The following is a 17,399-nucleotide window of genomic DNA, read 5'->3' on the forward strand; positions in this document are numbered from 1 at the left end:
GATGCGGCCCCTCTCATCGCTTCAGCGAGAGCAGTGCTCAGGCAGCGACAACCTCGATGCTGACCTTGGCGTCAACCTCGGGGTGCAGACGCACGGACGTCTCGTGGGCGCCCAGGGTCTTGATCGGCGAGCCCAGCTCGATGCGGCGCTTGTCGACCTCGGGGCCACCGGCGGCCTTGATCGCCGAAGCGACGTCGGCCGGGGTGACGGAGCCGAAGAGACGACCGGCGTCGCCGGAGCGGACGGCCAGGCGGACCTTCACACCCTCGAGCTGGGCCTTCACCTGGTTGGCCTGCTCGATGGTCTGGATCTCGTGGATCTTGCGAGCACGACGGATCTGCTCGACGTCCTTCTCGCCACCCTTGGTCCAGCGGATCGCGAACTTCCGCGGGATCAGGTAGTTGCGAGCGTAACCGTCCTTGACGTCGACGACGTCGCCCGCGGCACCGAGGCCGGAGACCTCGTGGGTGAGGATGATCTTCATGTTTCGGTCACCCTTCCCTTATCGCGCGGTGGAGGTGTAGGGCAGCAGCGCCATCTCACGGCTGTTCTTCACGGCCGTGGCGACGTCACGCTGGTGCTGGGTGCAGTTGCCGGTCACGCGGCGGGCACGGATCTTGCCGCGGTCGGAAATGAACTTCCGCAGCATGTTCGTGTCCTTGTAGTCCACGTACGTGACCTTGTCCTTGCAGAATGCGCAGACCTTCTTCTTCGGCTTGCGCACAGGCGGCTTAGCCATGATGTTTCTCCTGTGTGATCAAGAAGTGTGGGTGGAGTCCGGTCCCTTAGAAGGGAGGCTCGTCCGAGTAGCCGCCACCGCCGCCGGAGCCACCGCCCCAGCCGCCGCCCTGGCCGCCACCGCCCTGCTGGCCACCGGCGGGAGCGCCGGTCGCCCAGGGGTCGTCGGCGGGAGCGCCGCCGCCCTGCTGGCCGCCACCGGGGCCGCCGCCCCAGCCGCCGCCACCCTGGCCGCCACCGCCACCGCCGCCGTAGCCGCCCTGGCCACCGCGGCCCGAGGTCTTGGTGACCTTGGCCGTGGCGTTGCGCAGGCTGGCGCCGACCTCGTCGACGTCCAGCTCGTAGACCGTGCGCTTGACGCCCTCACGGTCCTCGTAGGACCGCTGCTTCAGCCGGCCCTGCACGATGACGCGCATGCCTCGCTGGAGCGACTCGGCGACGTTCTCCGCAGCCTGACGCCAGACCGAGCAGGTGAGGAAGAGGCTCTCGCCGTCCTTCCACTCGTTCGTCTGGCGGTCGAAGGTGCGGGGGGTCGACGCGACGCGGAACTTCGCGACGGCCGCACCGGACGGGGTGAAGCGCAGCTCGGGGTCGTCGACAAGATTGCCGACGACCGTGATGACGGTCTCGCCTGCCATGGGGAACCTCTCGGCGGGTTTGCTGCTCTGGCTGCTTGGTTGCTGCTACTCGAATCCCGGGATCAGCTGAGCGGGAGGCTCAGTGGGTCTCGGGACGGAGGACCTTGGTCCGGAGGACCGACTCGTTCAGGTTCATCTGGCGGTCGAGCTCCTTGACGACCGCAGGCTCGGCCTGCAGGTCGATGACCGAGTAGATGCCCTCGGGCTTCTTCTTGATCTCGTACGAGAGACGACGACGGCCCCAGGTGTCGACCTTCTCGACCTTTCCGCCGCCGTCACGGACGACAGAGAGGAAGTTCTCGATCAGCGGGGAGACAGAGCGCTCCTCGAGATCGGGGTCGAGGATGACCATCACCTCGTAGTGACGCATGTGGAACCCACCTCCTTTGGACTCAGCGGCCACGGTCGTTCCGTGGCAGGAGGGTTGCGATGCGTTCGCACCGGCATCAACGAGTAAACCAGGACCCACTGACAATCGGGCCTCCTCCGAGGAGGCGGCCCGGCCGTGGCCGGCAACAGACACCGGTGCGGAAGGTACAGCGTACCCGGCCGTCCCCTTGCGGTTGAAATCCGGCCCCGAGGGGACACAATCGGTACTCAGGGATGTGAGGGCTAAAACACACTGCCTTCGGCAGGAGGTTCTCCATGGCACAGATCATGCGACCCGCCAAGCCCCGGACCGGCCTGCTGGCCACCGACGGCAAACGACACCCGCTCCAGGACGCGCTCCTGGCCGTGACCGTGGTGCTGGGAGTGCTCGCCCTGGCCACCGCGAGCTTCCGCGGGCTGCACGTCCTGACCTCCTGGGCGGGGCTGCTCGGTGTCCTGACCGGCGGATACGGCCAGTACGTGTCCGAGACGACACGGGAGCGCTTCGGCCTGGTCCTGGGACTCGGCGCCTCCGCACTCGGTCTGTTCTTCGGCATCTACCACGGCGGGCTCGTCGGCTGATCCACGTCGGCGGGACGCCCGCCGGTCATGCCCTTCCGGCCGTACGCCGGACGGGGCGCTCACAGGGCGCAGTAGGCTTCGCGCGAGAGCCGGAGCCCCTGTACCCATGGGGACACACCAGCCCGAGGAGCGCCCCGAATGAGCCTGACCCTGAGGACCATCAGTCGCGAGCAGCATCTGGCCTACATCCAGAGCCTGCCGGCGGCGAGTCACATGCAGGTCCCGGCATGGGCGGACGTCAAGGCGGAATGGCGCTCGGAGAACCTCGGCTGGTTCGACGACCGGACCGGCGAGCTGGTCGGTGTGGGCCTCGTCCTCTACCGGCAGCTGCCCAAGATCAAGCGTTACCTCGCCTACCTCCCCGAGGGTCCGGTCATCAACTGGTTCGCGCCGAACCTCCAGGACTGGATGGAGCCGATGCTGGCGCACCTCAAGCAGCAGGGCGCCTTCTCCGTGAAGATGGGTCCGCCGGTGATCATCCGGCGCTGGGACGCCACGTCCATCAAGAAGGGCATCCAGGACCCGGACGTCAAGCGCCTGCGGGACATAGAGGCGGACCACATCGAGCCGCGTGCCTTCGAGGTGGCCGACAAGCTGCGCCGCATGGGCTGGCAGCAGGGCGAGGACGGCGGCGCCGGCTTCGGTGACGTGCAGCCCCGCTACGTCTTCCAGGTGCCGCTCGCCAACCGCTCCCTGGAAGAGGTCCACAAGAACTTCAACCAGCTGTGGCGCCGCAACATCAAGAAGGCCGAGAAGGCCGGTGTCGAGGTGGTCCAGGGCGGCTACCACGACCTGGAGGAGTGGCAGCGCCTGTACGAGATCACGGCCGTGCGCGACCACTTCCGGCCGCGCCCGCTCTCGTACTTCCAGCGCATGTGGGCGGCCCTCAACAACGAGGACCCCAACCGCATGCGGCTGTACTTCGCCCGGCACAACGGGGTGAACCTGTCGGCGGCGACCATGCTGGTCGTCGGCGGTCACGTCTGGTACTCCTACGGCGCCTCCGACAACATCGGCCGCGAGGTGAGGCCGTCGAACGCCATGCAGTGGGCCATGCTCCGCGACTCCTACGCGCTGGGCGCCACCGTCTACGACCTGCGCGGCATCTCCGACTCGCTGGACGAGACCGACCACCTCTTCGGCCTGATCCAGTTCAAGGTGGGTACGGGCGGTCAGGCGGCCGAGTACCTCGGCGAGTGGGACTTCCCGCTGAACAAGCTGCTCCACAAGGCGCTCGACATCTACATGTCGCGCCGCTGACCGCACCGCCCATCCCCGATCCGCATCCCTGACAGCCACGAGAAAGGTTCCAGGTCCGGCCATGGCGCTCACGCTCTACGTCGACACCGCGCGCTGGCGGGCGCACCACAAGCACGTGCAGGAGCAGTTCCCCGGGCTGGTCCCGGTCTGCAAGGGCAACGGCTACGGGTTCGGTCACGAGCGGCTGGCGGAGGAGGCGACCCGGCTGGGCTCGGACGTGCTGGCCGTCGGCACCACCTACGAGGCCGCCCGCATCAAGGACTTCTTCGGCGGCGACCTGCTGGTCCTGACGCCGTACCGGCGCGGCGAGGAACCCGTGCCGCTGCCCGACCGGGTCGTGCGCTCGGTGTCCTCCATCGACGGCGTGTACGGCCTGGTGGGCGCGCGCGTGGTCATCGAGGTGATGTCCTCGATGAAGCGGCACGGCATCAGCGAGCAGGACCTGCCGCAGCTGCACGCCGCCATAGAGAACGTCCGGCTGGAGGGCTTCGCCATCCACCTGCCGCTGGACCGCACCGACGGCTCGGACGCCGTCGAGGAGGTCATCGGCTGGATGGACCGGCTGCGCGCGGCCCGGCTGCCGCTGCACACCATGTTCGTCAGCCACCTCAAGGCCGACGAGCTGGCCCGGCTCCAGCAGCAGTTCCCGCAGACCCGCTTCCGTGCCCGGATCGGCACCCGGCTGTGGCTGGGGGACCACGAGGCCACCGAGTACCGCGGCGCGGTCCTGGACGTCACGCGCGTCGCCAAGGGCGAGCGGTTCGGCTACCGGCAGCAGAAGGCGGCCTCGGACGGTTTCCTGGTGGTCGTGGCGGGCGGTACGTCCCACGGAGTGGGGCTGGAGGCCCCGAAGGCGCTGCACGGCGTCATGCCGCGCGCCAAGGGTGTCGCCCGGGCCGGCCTCGCCACGGTGAACCGGAACCTCTCGCCGTTCGTCTGGAGCGGCAAGCAGCGCTGGTTCGCGGAGCCGCCGCACATGCAGGTGTCGATCCTGTTCGTTCCCTCGGACGCGTCGGAGCCCCAGGTGGGTGACGAGCTGGTGGCCCATCTGCGGCACACCACCACGCAGTTCGACCGCATCCTCGATCGCTAGCGAGCGGGCGTACCCGCACCGTGAGAAGGCCGTACACGAGGTCTTCGTGATCCTCGTGTACGGCCTTTCACGCGTTCACTCAGAGCGAACCGTTCGGTTGACGGCCCTTGCCCCAGTGCACCTGAGGCCCTTCGAAGTGGGCAGCGGGCTGCTCGGTCCGAGCCGCGGGTCCCAGGACGAAGACGTCCTCAGCACCGTCCAGCACTCCGCCCGACGGGTCGTCGTCGCCCGTCCGCCGGACGGGGTCCCGGTCCGGCATCAGGATGTCGCGCACCACCATGGCGCAGAGGAACAGCGTTCCCAGCAGGTGCAGGCCGATGGCCCAGTGGTAGCCGTCCGTCGGCAGCCCCTTGTGGGCGTCGCCGCTGGTCGTGTAGGCGAGGTACATCCAGATGCCGAGGAAGTACGCCACCTCGCACGCCTGCCAGATCAGGAAGTCCCGCCACTTCGGCCGGGCCAGCGCGGCCAGCGGCACCAGCCAGAGCACGTACTGCGGTGAGTAGACCTTGTTGGTGAGGATGAACGCCGCGACGATCAGGAAGGCGAGCTGCGCGAACCGCGGACGCCGGGGCGCGGTCAGCGCGAGTGCCGCCACGGCGCCGCAGCACAGCAGCATGAGAAGCGTGGCGAGGGTGTTGACGGTCTCGGTAGTGAGCGGGTCCTCGGAGTTCTGCCCCAGGATCAGCCAGAACGAGCCGAAGTCCACGCCGCGCTCCTGACTGAACGTGTAGAACTTCGACCAGCCGTCGAACGCGTAGAGCATCACCGGCAGGTTCACCACGAGCCAGGCGCCTGCCGCGCCGCCCAGCGCCGTTCCGAACGCTCGCCACTTGCCCGCACGCCAGCACAGGACGAGCAGGGGGCCGAGGATCAGGAACGGGTAGAGCTTGGCGGCCGTGGCGAGGCCCAGCAGCACGCCGAAGGCCAGCGGACGCTCCCGGGACCACATGAGGACGGCGGCGGCCGTCAGGGCGACCGCCAGCAGGTCCCAGTTGACGGTGGCGGTCAGTGCGAAGGCGGGGGCCAGGGCGACCAGCAGACCGTCCCAGGGGCGCCGGGTGTGGGTGCGGGTCACGCAGACGGCGATGACGGCCGCACAGACCATGAGCATCCCGGCGTTGACCATCCAGTACCACTGCTCCTGGTCCTGGATGGTGCCGCTGCCCGGCGTGAGCCAGGACGCGACCTCCATGAACAGGCCGGTCAGCACGGGGTACTCCAGGTACTCCATGTCCCCGGGGAGCCTGTCGAAGTACGGCACGAGCCCGTCGGCGAACCCGCGGCCCTGGTAGAGGTGCGGGATGTCCGAGTAGCACGCGTGCGTGTACTGGGAGCTGGCTCCGAAGAACCACGCGCCGTTGTAGCAGGGTGCCTTCTGGACCAGTCCTAGGGCGAACATGCCGATCGCCACGAGCGCGATCACCCGCACGGGGGTCCACCAGGACGTGCCGAGCAGGGCACGTCGGCCCAGCGGGCCGCCGATCAGCTCGCTGCCGGCTGCGGCGACCGGGTCTTCCCTGGTCGGCCGCACCGGGTCCGGCTCGTGCACGCTCGCTGGCGTCGATTCTGCACTGGGCATGGGGCACATCCTGCCGTACGCGCCTGAGAACACGCCGGGGCCGCCGCACCCTCATGGCTGCGGCGGCCCCTGTTTCACGTGAAACATGCGGGTGTTTCACGTGAAACACCCATTCTCGGCGACTCCGTTCCGGCTAGCCGTTCGACCCCAAGATGGAGTTCCCACGGCTGTTTCCGTTGTTGTCGCCCTCTCCCTCCGTCGCGGTGGCCGATGGTGAAGGCGATTCGCTGCCCTCCGAGCCGCCTGGGCCGTTGCCGCCGGAGCCGTTGCCGGCATTGCTCCCGTCGTCGCAGGTCCAGTCCCAGGGATTGCACGTCTCAGTGACGGAAGGCGAGGGGCTGGTCCCCGTGTCGCTGGGCGACGGAGACGGCGACGGGGTGACCTCTTCGGTCTCGGAAGCGGAGGGCGAGGGAGAGGGCGTCGGGGTCGGCGACGGGGCGTCGTTGACGACCTCGCCGATGGGCTCCGGCTCCGGGAACTTCTCCGCCTTCATGCCCTTGACCGCGTCCGACATGTAGTCCTGCCAGATCGTGGACGGGAAGGAGGCACCGTGGATCTTCTTCTCGCCACCCGTTCCGTACATCTCCAGGAACGTACGGTCCTTGATGGACTCGTCGTCCGGGTAGCGGTACATGCTGATCGCCGTCGACAGCTGCGGGGTGTAGCCGACGAACCAGGCGGACTTGTTGCCGTCGGTGGTACCGGTCTTGCCGGCCACCTCGCGGCCGGGCAGCCGGGCGTTCTTACCCGTTCCTTCGTCGACGACGGTCTTCAGGACGTCCGTGACGTTGTCCGCGACCTTCGCGGTGAAAGCCTGCTTCTCCTCCACCTTGTGGGTGTAGATCGTGCCGTCCTTGTTCGTCACCTTCGTGACGGAGTACGGCTCGCGCTGCTTGCCGCTGTCCGCGAAGGTGGCGTACGCGCCCGCCATGCGGATCGCGCTCGGATCCGAGACACCGATGGAGAAGGACGGGTAGCCGGAGCCCGCCAGGCTGTCCTCCAGGAGCCCCGCGTCGACGGCGGACTCCTTCACCTTGTCCAGGCCGACGTCCATGCCGAGCTGGACGAAGGCGGAGTTCACCGACTCCCGCATCGCCTCACGGAGGTCGATCTTGTAGTCCGGCGGCTCACCGACCGAGTCCTGACCGTCATTCTCCTGACGCCACTGCTCGCCCTTCTCGTTCTCCCAGACGGACCCGTCGTAATTATTGATCTTGAGGTTGTTCTTGCCGCTGTAGAGGCTCTTCGGGGAGACGACGGTACGCGCGTCCTGCGGCTGCACCTCACCGAGGTCCGGGTCGCGCACACCCCACTTCATCGCCGCCGCGAGCACGAAGGGCTTGAACGTCGAACCGACCTGGGCACCGGTCACGTCGGCGTTGTTGGTGAAGTGCTTGGTGGCGTCCTCACCGCCGTAGATGGCCCTGATGGCCCCGGTCTGGGTGTCGACCGACGCTCCGCCGAACTGGACGTGGGTGTCCGTCTCGGGGCGCTTCTTCGGGTCGATGTTCTCCTTGTAGACCTTCTGGACCGCCTTCTCCATCTCCTCGACCTTCTTCTTGTCGAAGGTCGTGTAGATCGAGTAGCCGCCCTTCTCCAGCTGCTGCTCCGTCACCGCCCCGCTCCTGACCACGGAGGCCTGGGCAAGCCGGACGAGGTAGCCGATCTGGCCGCCCAGCTTCGCGTTGGACTGCGGGTTCTGCGTGGTGGGGAGTTCGGTGTACTTGGCCCGCTCCGCCTGGCTCAGATGCCCGTACTCCACCATCTTGTCGAGGGTGTCCTGCATCTGGGAGAGGGCACGCTTCTTGTTGGCCTTGGGCGTGGCCGCCGGGTCGATCGCGATGGAGCCCGCCGGGTCGTAGTAGGTGGCGCCCTTGAGCACCGCCGACAGGAAGGCGCACTGACCGGGGTTGAGGTCGACGGCGTCGACGTTGAAGTACGCCCGGGCGGCCGCCTGGATGCCGTAGGCGCCGCGGCCGTAGTAGGCGGAGTTCAGGTACCCCTCGAGGATGTCGTCCTTGGAGACGTCGGTGCCGACCTTGATCGAGACGAAGATCTCCTTGACCTTGCGGGAGATCGTCTGAGACTGGTCGTTGAGCATCGCGTTCTTCACGTACTGCTGGGTGATGGTGGAGCCACCCTGTGTCTCACCGCCCTTGGCCATGTTGAACACGGCCCGGGCGATGCCCTTGGGGTCGATGCCGCTGTCGGAGTAGAACGTCTTGTTCTCCTGCGAGATGACGGCGTTGCGCATCGCCTTGGGGATCTGCGAGAGATTGACGCTCTGCCGGTTGCGGTCGCCTCCCGTGGCCACCATCTGGGTGTTGTCGGCCCAGTAGTAGACGTTGTTCTGCGCCGTCGCGCTCTCGTCGATGACGGGCACGCTCACCATCGCGTAGGCGAGGCCCGCGGCGCCGACCAGACAGCCGAAGAAGGCGATGCACAGGCCGGAGACGAGTCTCCAGGACGGCACCCAGCGGTGCCACCCGTCCTTGCCCCGGCGCGGGTAGTCGATCATCCGCTTCTTGCCGGGCGCCGCGGCACGTCCTCGTCCGGGCCCGGACGAGCCGCCGGGGGCTGCGCGCCGGCCACCACGGCCCGGTTCGGCCGCTCTGCGGCGACCACCCCCGCTCCGCTGTGCCGCGCGCCGGGCCTCGGCACGGCTCCCGTATGCACGCTGCTCGTCGTCCGGACCGTACGAGCCGGACGGAGACCCTGTGGCGCCTCGCGGTGCCGCACGGCGGCCGGAGGACGAGCCGGACTGACCGCGTCGGGCCGCGGCACGTCCGCCTCCCTGCGGCTGCGGCGGTTTGCGACGGTGCTCGCTCATCGAACGACTACTCCTCGGGCAGGCGCACCTTTGCGCGCCTGGTAAAGGCGGCTGGTTTCCGGTCCCCCCGAAGTACGGATGCGGCCCCTTCCGCATTCACCCGTACTGCACCGAGGACAGGGACGCCCCCAGACGTCACTCGGTTCCCGGTGGTCTGCATGGCGCACACACTACGCACCGTCAAAACACCCGCGGCCCGAAGTTCACCTCAAATCAGGCAACTTGCTCGCGATGAAACCCTGATGTGATCCCGTTCACCAGTTCCCCCCTTGTCGCACGCAGAAGCTCGTTCTATCGTGCTGATGTATCGAGTCGATACATCAGCGCGGCATAAGGGCGAGAGGAGGCGACGATGAGCCGGAGATCCGGCATCCTCGAGTTCGCCGTACTCGGCCTGCTCCGCGAGTCCCCGATGCACGGCTACGAGCTGCGTAAACGGCTCAACACGTCACTGGGTGTGTTCCGGGCGTTCAGCTACGGGACGCTCTATCCCTGCCTCAAGACGCTGGTCGCCAACGGCTGGTTGATCGAGGAGCCGGGGAACGTCGGCGAGGCCGCCGCTTCCCTCACGGGACGCCGGGCCAAGATCGTCTACCGGTTGACGGCCGACGGCAAGGAACATTTCGAGCAGCTCCTCTCCCAGACGGGCCCGGACGCGTACGAGGACGAGACCTTCGCCGCTCGCTTCGCGTTCTTCGGCCAGACGTCGCGGGACGTACGCATGCGCGTGCTCGAGGGCCGGCGCAGCCGGCTGGAGGAGCGCCTGGAGAAGATGCGGGCCTCCCTGGCCCGCACCCGGGAGCGACTCGACGACTACACGCTTGAGCTGCAGCGCCACGGAATGGAGTCCGTGGAGCGCGAAGTGCGCTGGCTGAACGAGCTCATCGAGAGCGAGCGGGCGGGGCGGGACCTGAGGGGTTCCGCCGCCGAGGGGACCGCTCAACAGGACACGACATCTGGAGCGACGGGCGGCCTGCCCCGGCCGGGGGACGACCCCCGGCCGGATACGCCCGGCGACACCGCCACGTGAGCGCCCAGTCAGGGCCTCACTCGTACACACAGGGAGCAACCGGAATGGGTTCGGTTCGCGTAGCCATCGTCGGTGTGGGCAACTGCGCCGCATCGCTGGTGCAGGGCGTCGAGTACTACAAGGACGCCGACCCGGCGTCCAAGGTCCCCGGCCTGATGCACGTCCAGTTCGGCGACTACCACGTCCGTGACATCGAGTTCGTCGCCGCCTTCGACGTGGACGCCAAGAAGGTCGGCCTGGACCTCGCGGACGCCATCGGCGCCTCCGAGAACAACACCATCAAGATCTGCGACGTGCCGAACACCGGCGTCCAGGTCCAGCGCGGCCACACCCACGACGGTCTCGGCAAGTACTACCGCCAGACCATCGAGGAGTCCGCCGAGACGCCGGTCGACATCGTCCAGGTCCTCAAGGACAAGCAGGTCGACGTGCTCGTCTGCTACCTGCCCGTCGGTTCCGAGGACGCGGCGAAGTACTACGCCCAGTGCGCCATCGACGCCAAGGTCGCCTTCGTCAACGCCCTCCCGGTCTTCATCGCCGGCACCAAGGAGTGGGCGGACAAGTTCACCGAGGCGGGCGTCCCGATCGTCGGCGACGACATCAAGTCGCAGGTCGGCGCCACCATCACGCACCGCGTCATGGCGAAGCTGTTCGAGGACCGGGGCGTCGTCCTGGACCGCACGATGCAGCTGAACGTCGGCGGCAACATGGACTTCAAGAACATGCTCGAGCGCGAGCGCCTGGAGTCCAAGAAGATCTCCAAGACGCAGGCCGTCACCTCCCAGATCCCCGACCGCGACCTGGGTGCGGACAACGTCCACATCGGCCCGTCCGACTACGTCGCCTGGCTGGACGACCGCAAGTGGGCCTACGTCCGCCTCGAGGGCCGCGCCTTCGGTGACGTCCCGCTGAACCTGGAGTACAAGCTCGAGGTCTGGGACTCCCCGAACTCGGCCGGTGTCATCATCGACGCGCTGCGCGCCGCGAAGATCGCCAAGGACCGCGGCATCGGCGGCCCGATCCTGTCGGCGTCGAGCTACTTCATGAAGTCCCCGCCGGTCCAGTACTTCGACGACGAGGCCCGCGCCAACGTCGAGAAGTTCATCGCGGGCGAGGTCGAGCGCTGAGCAGTCGCTGACCCCGCTCTGCCGAGGGTCCCCGGGTCGCATGACCCGGGGACCCTTCCCGTATGTGAGGCTGTGCCCCATGGCCGTCGTCCGTGACCTGCGCATCCTGCTGCGTCTGAAGGGGTTTCGGCACCTGCTCGCCGTCCGCCTGCTCTCCCAGGGCGCCGACGGCGTCTACCAGGTCGCGCTCGCCACGTACGTCGTCTTCTCCCCCGAGAAGCAGACCTCGCCCGCCGCGATCGCCTCCGCGATGGCGGTGCTGCTGCTTCCGTACTCCCTGGTGGGTCCGTTCGCCGGTGTCCTGCTGGACCGCTGGCGCCGCCGCCAGGTCTTCCTGTACGGCAACCTGCTGCGCGCCGTACTGGCCTCGGTGACCGCGGTCCTGATGATCGCCTCCGTCCCCGACTGGCTCTTCTACGTCTCGGCCCTCTGCGTCACGGCCGTCAACCGCTTCGTCCTGGCGGGCCTGTCCGCCGCGCTGCCCCGGGTGGTCGACGCCGAACGCCTGGTGATCGCCAACTCGCTCTCCCCGACCGCCGGCACCCTGGCCGCCACCGCGGGCGGCGGCCTCGCCTTCGTCGTACGCCTCGTGGTCTCGGACTCCGACGCCGCCGTGGTGCTGCTCGGCGCCGCGCTCTATCTGTGCGGCGCGCTGGCGTCGCTGCGGATCGCCGTGGAACTGCTCGGCCCGGACCCGGCCCGCGTCCCGCCGCGCTTGGCCTCGGCCCTCACCGGCACCGCACGCGACCTGGTGGCGGGCGTACGCCATCTCGCCGCACCCGCCCGCCGGGAAGCCGCCTGGGCGCTCGCCGGCATGACGCTGATGCGCTTCTGCTACGGCGCCCTGCTGGTCATGCTGCTGATGCTGTGCCGGTACTCCCTGACCTCGGACACGGAGCAGGGACTCGCGCTGCTGGGGCTCGCGCTCGGGGTCTCCGGGGCGGGGTTCTTCGCGGCGGCGGTGGTCACCCCCTGGGCGGCGGGACGGCTGGGGCCGGGTCGCTGGATGGCCGTCTGCGCGGCGGTCGCCACCGTGCTGGTGCCGGCGCTGGGCCTGCCGTTCGCCACGGGGCCGCTGCTCGCCGCCGCGTTCGTGCTGGGCCTGACGACCCAGGGGGCGAAGATCGCGACCGACACGGTGGTGCAGTCCTCGGTCGACGACACCTTCCGGGGCCGGATCTTCTCGGTCTACGACGTGCTGTTCAACGTGGCCTTCGTCGGCGCGGCCGGGGTGGCCGCGCTCATGCTGCCGCCCGACGGCCGGTCGGTACCGCTGGTCGTGACGGTCTCCGCAATCTACGGAGTGGTTGCGGCAGCTATGGCCCGGTTTGAGAGCCGGTAAGTGTCACATCAGTGACACAGAGCCTCACCGGACTACAGAGTTGTCAGTGGGACCCGGTAGCTTACGTGCGTCTTATCTCGCGGCATGTCCGCGACACGCACCTATTCCAGGGGGACCCCCAGTGACCACCCAGCCGCCGCCTCAGGGCAACCCGTTCGCGCAGAACCAGCCGCAGGCTCCGCAGCAGCCTCAGGGGCAGAACCCCTACGCCCAGGGCCAGCCGGGCTTCCCGCAGCAGGCCGGCCAGCCCGGGTTCCCGCAGCAGGGTGCGCCGTACGCCCCGGTGCCGCCGCAGCCCGCCCGCCGCAAGCTGAGCTTCAAGACGATCAAGAACATCGTCATCGCGGTGGTCGTCGTGGGTGTCGCGGTGGGCGGTTACATCGCCAGCCGGGACGACGCCGACACGGCTGCGGTGGGCGACTGCATGCACCGCGGCAGCACCAACGACTCCGACCCGGACCTCGAGGTCGTCGACTGCGGTGACTCGAAGGCCCAGTACGTGGTGCTGGCCAAGATCGAGGGCTCCTTCTCCGCTCTCACCGCTGAGAGCAAGTGCAAGGAAGCGGCCAAGGACTTCCAGTACTCGTACACCGAGAGTGGCAGCGGCAGCGACTTCCTGCTCTGCCTGAAGGACAAGTAAGGACGCAGTCCCACACGGCGAAGGGGCGATGTTTCACGTGAAACATCGCCCCTTCGCCTGTCCGTCACCTTCGGCTTCGGTGACCTACTCCTGACTGGCCCACCACTCCTTGAGCGCCGCCACCGCCGCGTCGTGCTCCATCGGCCCGTTCTCCAGGCGAAGCTCCAGCAGGTGCTTGTACGCCTGCCCCACGGCCGGCCCGGGACGGATACCGAGGATCTCCATGATCTCGTTGCCGTCCAGGTCCGGGCGGATCGCGTCCAGCTCCTCCTGCTCCTGAAGCTGCGCGATCCGTTCCTCAAGCCCGTCGTAGGCCCGGGAGAGGGCCGCCGCCTTGCGCTTGTTGCGCGTCGTGCAGTCCGACCGCGTCAGCTTGTGGAGGCGGTCCAGCAGCGGCCCCGCGTCCCGGACGTAACGGCGGACCGCGGAGTCCGTCCACTCGCCCGTGCCGTAGCCGTGGAAGCGCAGGTGCAGCTCGACCAGGCGTGAGACGTCCTTGACCAGCTCGTTTGAGTACTTGAGCGCGAGCATGCGTTTCTTCGTCATCTTGGCCCCGACCACCTCGTGGTGGTGGAACGAGACCCTGCCGTCCTTCTCGAAGCGGCGGGTGCGCGGCTTGCCGATGTCGTGCAGCAGGGCCGCGAGGCGAAGGGTCAGGTCGGGCCCCTCGCTCTCCAGGTCCATCGCCTGCTCCAGGACGATGAGCGTGTGGTCGTAGACGTCCTTGTGCCGGTGGTGCTCGTCACGCTCCAGCCGCAGGGCCGGCAGCTCGGGCAGGACCCGCTCGGCGAGCCCGGTCTCCACCAGCAGACTCAGCCCCTTGCGCGGGTGCGAGGAGAGGATGAGCTTGTTCAGCTCGTCCCGCACCCGCTCGGCCGAGACGATGTCGATGCGTCCGGCCATGTCGCGCATCGCCTCGACGACCTCCGGCGCCACCTCGAAGTCGAGCTGCGCGGCGAAGCGCGCGGCCCGCATCATCCGGAGCGGGTCGTCCGAGAACGAGTCCTCCGGAGTCCCGGGAGTGCGCAGCACACCGGCCGCGAGGTCGTCGAGCCCGCCGTGCGGGTCGATGAACACCTGGTCCGGGAGCGCGACGGCCATCGCGTTCACCGTGAAGTCACGCCGGACCAGGTCCTGCTCGATGGAGTCGCCGTAGGACACCTCCGGCTTGCGCGAGGTGCGGTCGTAGGCCTCCGACCGGTAGGTGGTCACCTCGATCTGCCAGCCGTCCTTCTGCCCCCCGACCGTGCCGAAGGCGATCCCGACCTCCCAGACCGCGTCCGCCCAGGGACGCATGATCTTCAGTACGTCCTGAGGACGGGCGTCGGTCGTGAAGTCCAGGTCGTTGCCGAGCCGCCCGAGCAAGGCGTCCCGGACCGATCCGCCGACCAGGGCGAGCGAGAACCCGGCCTCCTGGAAACGGCGGGCGAGATCGTCGGCGGCCGGGGCGATCCGCAGCGGCTCACTCACCGCGCGGGGCTGCTCCTGGCTCAGGACATGGGGACTGACTTCGTTGGCGTTCGGCACAACAGAAAAGGGTACGTGGCCCAGGGGGAGACGGGCGCCCCGATTGATCGCGCACCGAACACCCCACTTCCGCACCGCTCCCTTTATAGGGGCACATAGCGGTAAGCCCGGCGTCAGGCTGCGGATCTTGTGGCGTACGCCGCGGCACTTCCCCTCCCCGCACATCGTTACCATGCGTGGACGCACATTCCGACGACCACTGATCACGACGAGGGACGGGCGAGCGCGTGGCCGAGGCGGCAGACTTCCAGGGGACCAGTGCCTCACCTGCCCGCCGGTGGCTGCGGCGCACCACGGCACTGCTCGCCGGGGCGCCGCTGCTGGCCGGTCTGGTCCAGCTGCCCGCCGCCGGCTCGGCGCACGCCGAGGAGGCGAGTGCCGCCCTGGCCGACTCCGACTCCGGTTCGGTGGCCGTCGCCGTCGACTCCCTCACCCCCTCCGCGCCCACGGACGGGGACACGGTGACCGTGTCGGGCACCGTGACCAACAAGGGCAAGCGGACCGTCACCGACGCCCATGTGGGCCTGCGCGTGGGACCACAGGTCGACACCCGCTCGTCGGTCGACGCGATCGCCAAGAACAGCGACGACCTCCAGGGCTCCATCGCCCCGGAGATCGACGACAAGTACACCGAGAAGTTCTCCAAGCTCACCCCCGGTGTCGCCGAGCACTTCAACATCTCCGTACCGGTCGACGACCTGAACCTCGGCAACGACGGCGTCTACGAATTCGCCGTCTCGCTCTCCGGTGAGACCTCCGCACAGCCCTGGGAGCAGGTCCTCGGCATCCAGCGGACCTTCCTGCCGTGGCAGCCCGACGAGGCCGGCACCAGGACGAAGACCACGGCGCTGTGGCCCCTCGTCTCGACGACGCACATGGCCGCCGAAACGGGGCCGAACGAGGAGCAGACCCCGGTCTTCCTCAACAACGACCTGGCGAAGGAGATCTCCCCCGGCGGCCGCCTGAACCAGATGGTGACGCTGGGCAAGGATCTCGACGTCACCTGGGTCGTCGATCCGGACCTGCTGGCCTCCGTCGACGCGATGACGGGCAGCTACCGCGTCCGGGACGGGGACAAGACCACCGCCGGCACCCATCAGGCGGTCGCCAAGCAGTGGCTGGCCGACCTGCAGGACGCGGTGGCCGACGAGGAGGTCGTCGCCCTCCCCTTCGCCGACCCCGACCTGGCGTCCCTGGCCCACAACGGCACGGACGTCACCGGCTCGCTGAGTCAGCTCAAGGACGCCACAGACGTCGTCGACAACACGGTCGAGCCGATCCTCCACATGAAGCCGAACACCGACTTCGCCTGGCCCGTGGACGGCGCCGTCGACCGGTCGATCGTCAAGGTCGCCACCTCCGCGGGCGCCGACAAGGTGATCGCGCGCAGCGACAGCCTGCAGGAGACCAACGGCCTGCCCTACACGCCCTCGGCCGCCCGTCCCATCGGCGGCGGCACCACGGCCGTTGTGGCGGACGCCCGGCTGTCCACGGCGTTCGAGGGCGACCTGACGAACGCGTCGGCGTCCACGCTCGCCGTGCAGCGCTTCCTCGCCCAGAGCCTCGGCCTGGGTCTCCAGACCGACAAGCAGCGTAGCGTCGTCATCGCGCCCCAGCGCACGCCCTCCGGAAGCCAGGCACGCGCGATGGCCGAGGCGCTGCGGGCCCTCCAGGGCGGCACCTGGTCCCAGTCCCAGAAGCTGGCGGCGGCCGCCTCGGCCAAGCCGGACCCGGACGCCGCCACCAAGGTTCCGGGGACCTCCTCCTACCCGTCGGCGCTGCGCAAGAAGGAGCTGCCGCGGTCGGCCTTCGTGGAGAGCGCGCAGACGCAGGACGCGCTGGACAGCTTCAAGGTCGTGCTCTCGGACCCGTCCCGGGTGGTGACCCCCTTCGGGCGCGCCCTGAACCGGGAGATGTCCGTGTCGTGGCGCGGCCGGGCCGCCGAGGCGGCGTCGTTCCGCGACGGAGTGAAGTCGTACCTCGACGGGCTGGCCGGCCGGGTCAGACTGATCGACAAGTCGGAGACGAAGCTCTCCGGCCGCAGCGCCACGATCCCGGTCACGGTGCAGAACAACCTCGTGCAGGACGTCGGCCCCCTGGTCCTGCGGCTCACCTCGACCAACCCGACGCGCCTGGAGATCGACGGCGAGCGCTACCAGGAGCAGCCGATCTCGGTCTCCGGCGGCCACAGCCAGTCGGTGAAGTTCACCACGTCGGCCAACGCCAACGGCCGGGCGACGGTGATCGCCCAGCTGTACACGCAGGACGGGCGGCCCTACGGCGAGCCCGTGACCTTCGACGTGAAGGTCACCGAGATCACCGCCACCGTGATGCTGGTCATCGGTGGCGGCGTCCTGCTGCTCGTCCTCGCCGGATTCCGGATGTACACGCAGCGCAAGCGGGCCGCCGCGCGCGCCGCCGAGCAGGGTGCGGAGGGCGACTCCGGGGAGCCGGAGGCCGCGGAGAACACCGAGGACGGCCCGGAGAACCCTGAGGGCACCGAAGGACGTCTCACGGAGGAGTCCGCGGCACCGGCCCGGGCAGACGACCCGGAGCAGCCGAGTGACCCGACACCGGACACCGCAGCGGAAAGCACCGACCCGTCCGGCACGGGTGAGAGAGTGGACCGTTGAGGATGTCGTGG

At 68.8% G+C, this 17,399-nt stretch carries 15 protein-coding genes; 8 read left to right on the forward strand and 7 right to left on the reverse strand.

Features of this window, described 5'->3' with window-relative positions; genetic code table 11:
* Positions 1 to 37: 37 nt before the first annotated feature.
* The 4 genes from rplI to rpsF all read right to left on the reverse strand — a co-directional run bounded on the left by rplI (position 38) and on the right by rpsF (position 1,746).
* Positions 38 to 484 (reverse strand): 50S ribosomal protein L9, encoded by a 447-nt coding sequence (gene rplI / locus K7854_RS04145; RefSeq protein ID WP_003975023.1) that lies wholly within the window; start codon positions 482 to 484, stop codon positions 38 to 40.
* Between the two features lie 18 nt (positions 485 to 502).
* Positions 503 to 739: a 30S ribosomal protein S18 gene (gene rpsR / locus K7854_RS04150; RefSeq protein WP_003949403.1), complete on the reverse strand. Its 237-nt coding sequence runs from the start codon at positions 737 to 739 to the stop codon at positions 503 to 505.
* A 46-nt stretch (positions 740 to 785) separates the two neighbouring features.
* The gene (locus tag K7854_RS04155; protein WP_226024974.1) at positions 786 to 1,376 is read right to left on the reverse strand and encodes a single-stranded DNA-binding protein; all 591 of its coding nucleotides are present in this window, start codon (positions 1,374 to 1,376) and stop codon (positions 786 to 788) included.
* 79 nt (positions 1,377 to 1,455) lie between these two features.
* Positions 1,456 to 1,746, reverse strand: a complete 291-nt coding sequence (gene rpsF, locus K7854_RS04160) for a 30S ribosomal protein S6 (protein ID WP_019324683.1) — start codon at positions 1,744 to 1,746, stop codon at positions 1,456 to 1,458.
* 275 nt (positions 1,747 to 2,021) lie between these two features.
* Here rpsF and K7854_RS04165 point away from each other — a divergent pair, with 275 nt between their 5' ends.
* The 3 genes from K7854_RS04165 to K7854_RS04175 all read left to right on the forward strand — a co-directional run bounded on the left by K7854_RS04165 (position 2,022) and on the right by K7854_RS04175 (position 4,680).
* Positions 2,022 to 2,327, forward strand: coding sequence for a hypothetical protein (locus K7854_RS04165; RefSeq protein ID WP_127891980.1), 306 nt, complete (start codon positions 2,022 to 2,024; stop codon positions 2,325 to 2,327).
* 138 nt (positions 2,328 to 2,465) lie between these two features.
* A complete protein-coding gene (gene femX, locus K7854_RS04170) occupies positions 2,466 to 3,587 on the forward strand; it encodes a peptidoglycan bridge formation glycyltransferase FemX (protein WP_226024975.1) in 1,122 nt (373 codons plus the stop codon).
* Between the two features lie 61 nt (positions 3,588 to 3,648).
* The gene (locus K7854_RS04175; RefSeq protein ID WP_003975028.1) at positions 3,649 to 4,680 is read left to right on the forward strand and encodes an alanine racemase; all 1,032 of its coding nucleotides are present in this window, start codon (positions 3,649 to 3,651) and stop codon (positions 4,678 to 4,680) included.
* Positions 4,681 to 4,759: 79 nt separating this feature from the next.
* Here K7854_RS04175 and K7854_RS04180 read toward each other — a convergent pair whose 3' ends face one another.
* Positions 4,760 to 6,268: a glycosyltransferase family 87 protein gene (locus K7854_RS04180; protein ID WP_226025083.1), complete on the reverse strand. Its 1,509-nt coding sequence runs from the start codon at positions 6,266 to 6,268 to the stop codon at positions 4,760 to 4,762.
* Between the two features lie 124 nt (positions 6,269 to 6,392).
* Complete coding sequence (locus K7854_RS04185) at positions 6,393 to 8,777, reverse strand: transglycosylase domain-containing protein (protein ID WP_226024976.1); 2,385 nt, start codon at positions 8,775 to 8,777, stop codon at positions 6,393 to 6,395.
* A gap of 664 nt (positions 8,778 to 9,441) precedes the next feature.
* On the opposite strand from K7854_RS04185, the gene K7854_RS04190 reads away from it, so the two are divergent.
* From K7854_RS04190 to K7854_RS04205, 4 genes are all read left to right on the forward strand, one after another.
* Positions 9,442 to 10,119 carry a PadR family transcriptional regulator gene (locus tag K7854_RS04190; protein WP_019324689.1) on the forward strand — a complete coding sequence of 226 codons (678 nt, stop codon included), beginning with the start codon at positions 9,442 to 9,444 and terminating at the stop codon, positions 10,117 to 10,119.
* Positions 10,120 to 10,163: 44 nt separating this feature from the next.
* Positions 10,164 to 11,246 (forward strand): inositol-3-phosphate synthase, encoded by a 1,083-nt coding sequence (locus K7854_RS04195; protein ID WP_226024977.1) that lies wholly within the window; start codon positions 10,164 to 10,166, stop codon positions 11,244 to 11,246.
* Positions 11,247 to 11,325: 79 nt separating this feature from the next.
* A complete protein-coding gene (locus tag K7854_RS04200; RefSeq protein WP_226024978.1) occupies positions 11,326 to 12,588 on the forward strand; it encodes an MFS transporter in 1,263 nt (420 codons plus the stop codon).
* A gap of 121 nt (positions 12,589 to 12,709) precedes the next feature.
* The gene (locus tag K7854_RS04205) at positions 12,710 to 13,228 is read left to right on the forward strand and encodes an LppU/SCO3897 family protein (RefSeq protein WP_226024979.1); all 519 of its coding nucleotides are present in this window, start codon (positions 12,710 to 12,712) and stop codon (positions 13,226 to 13,228) included.
* A gap of 84 nt (positions 13,229 to 13,312) precedes the next feature.
* Here the strand turns inward: K7854_RS04205 and K7854_RS04210 are convergent, their stop codons facing one another.
* Positions 13,313 to 14,755: a CCA tRNA nucleotidyltransferase gene (locus tag K7854_RS04210; RefSeq protein WP_226024980.1), complete on the reverse strand. Its 1,443-nt coding sequence runs from the start codon at positions 14,753 to 14,755 to the stop codon at positions 13,313 to 13,315.
* Between the two features lie 227 nt (positions 14,756 to 14,982).
* Between K7854_RS04210 and K7854_RS04215 the strand changes: the two genes are divergently transcribed.
* Complete coding sequence (locus tag K7854_RS04215) at positions 14,983 to 17,388, forward strand: DUF6049 family protein (protein ID WP_226024981.1); 2,406 nt, start codon at positions 14,983 to 14,985, stop codon at positions 17,386 to 17,388.
* Positions 17,389 to 17,399 lie beyond the last annotated feature (11 nt).

It is taken from the genome of Streptomyces hyderabadensis, assembly GCF_020404845.1.
Lineage (GTDB): Bacteria > Actinomycetota > Actinomycetes > Streptomycetales > Streptomycetaceae > Streptomyces > Streptomyces hyderabadensis.

Bases quoted from the DNA above. Each gene is read 5' to 3' on its own strand.
- rplI (WP_003975023.1), bottom strand. From the start codon at position 484: ATGAAGATCATCCTCACCCACGAGGTCTCCGGCCTCGGTGCCGCGGGC.
- rpsR (WP_003949403.1), bottom strand. From the start codon at position 739: ATGGCTAAGCCGCCTGTGCGCAAGCCGAAGAAGAAGGTCTGCGCATTC.
- K7854_RS04155 (WP_226024974.1), bottom strand. From the start codon at position 1,376: ATGGCAGGCGAGACCGTCATCACGGTCGTCGGCAATCTTGTCGACGAC.
- rpsF (WP_019324683.1), bottom strand. From the start codon at position 1,746: ATGCGTCACTACGAGGTGATGGTCATCCTCGACCCCGATCTCGAGGAG.
- K7854_RS04165 (WP_127891980.1), top strand. From the start codon at position 2,022: ATGGCACAGATCATGCGACCCGCCAAGCCCCGGACCGGCCTGCTGGCC.
- femX (WP_226024975.1), top strand. From the start codon at position 2,466: ATGAGCCTGACCCTGAGGACCATCAGTCGCGAGCAGCATCTGGCCTAC.
- K7854_RS04175 (WP_003975028.1), top strand. From the start codon at position 3,649: ATGGCGCTCACGCTCTACGTCGACACCGCGCGCTGGCGGGCGCACCAC.
- K7854_RS04180 (WP_226025083.1), bottom strand. From the start codon at position 6,268: ATGTGCCCCATGCCCAGTGCAGAATCGACGCCAGCGAGCGTGCACGAG.
- K7854_RS04185 (WP_226024976.1), bottom strand. From the start codon at position 8,777: ATGATCGACTACCCGCGCCGGGGCAAGGACGGGTGGCACCGCTGGGTG.
- K7854_RS04190 (WP_019324689.1), top strand. From the start codon at position 9,442: ATGAGCCGGAGATCCGGCATCCTCGAGTTCGCCGTACTCGGCCTGCTC.
- K7854_RS04195 (WP_226024977.1), top strand. From the start codon at position 10,164: ATGGGTTCGGTTCGCGTAGCCATCGTCGGTGTGGGCAACTGCGCCGCA.
- K7854_RS04200 (WP_226024978.1), top strand. From the start codon at position 11,326: ATGGCCGTCGTCCGTGACCTGCGCATCCTGCTGCGTCTGAAGGGGTTT.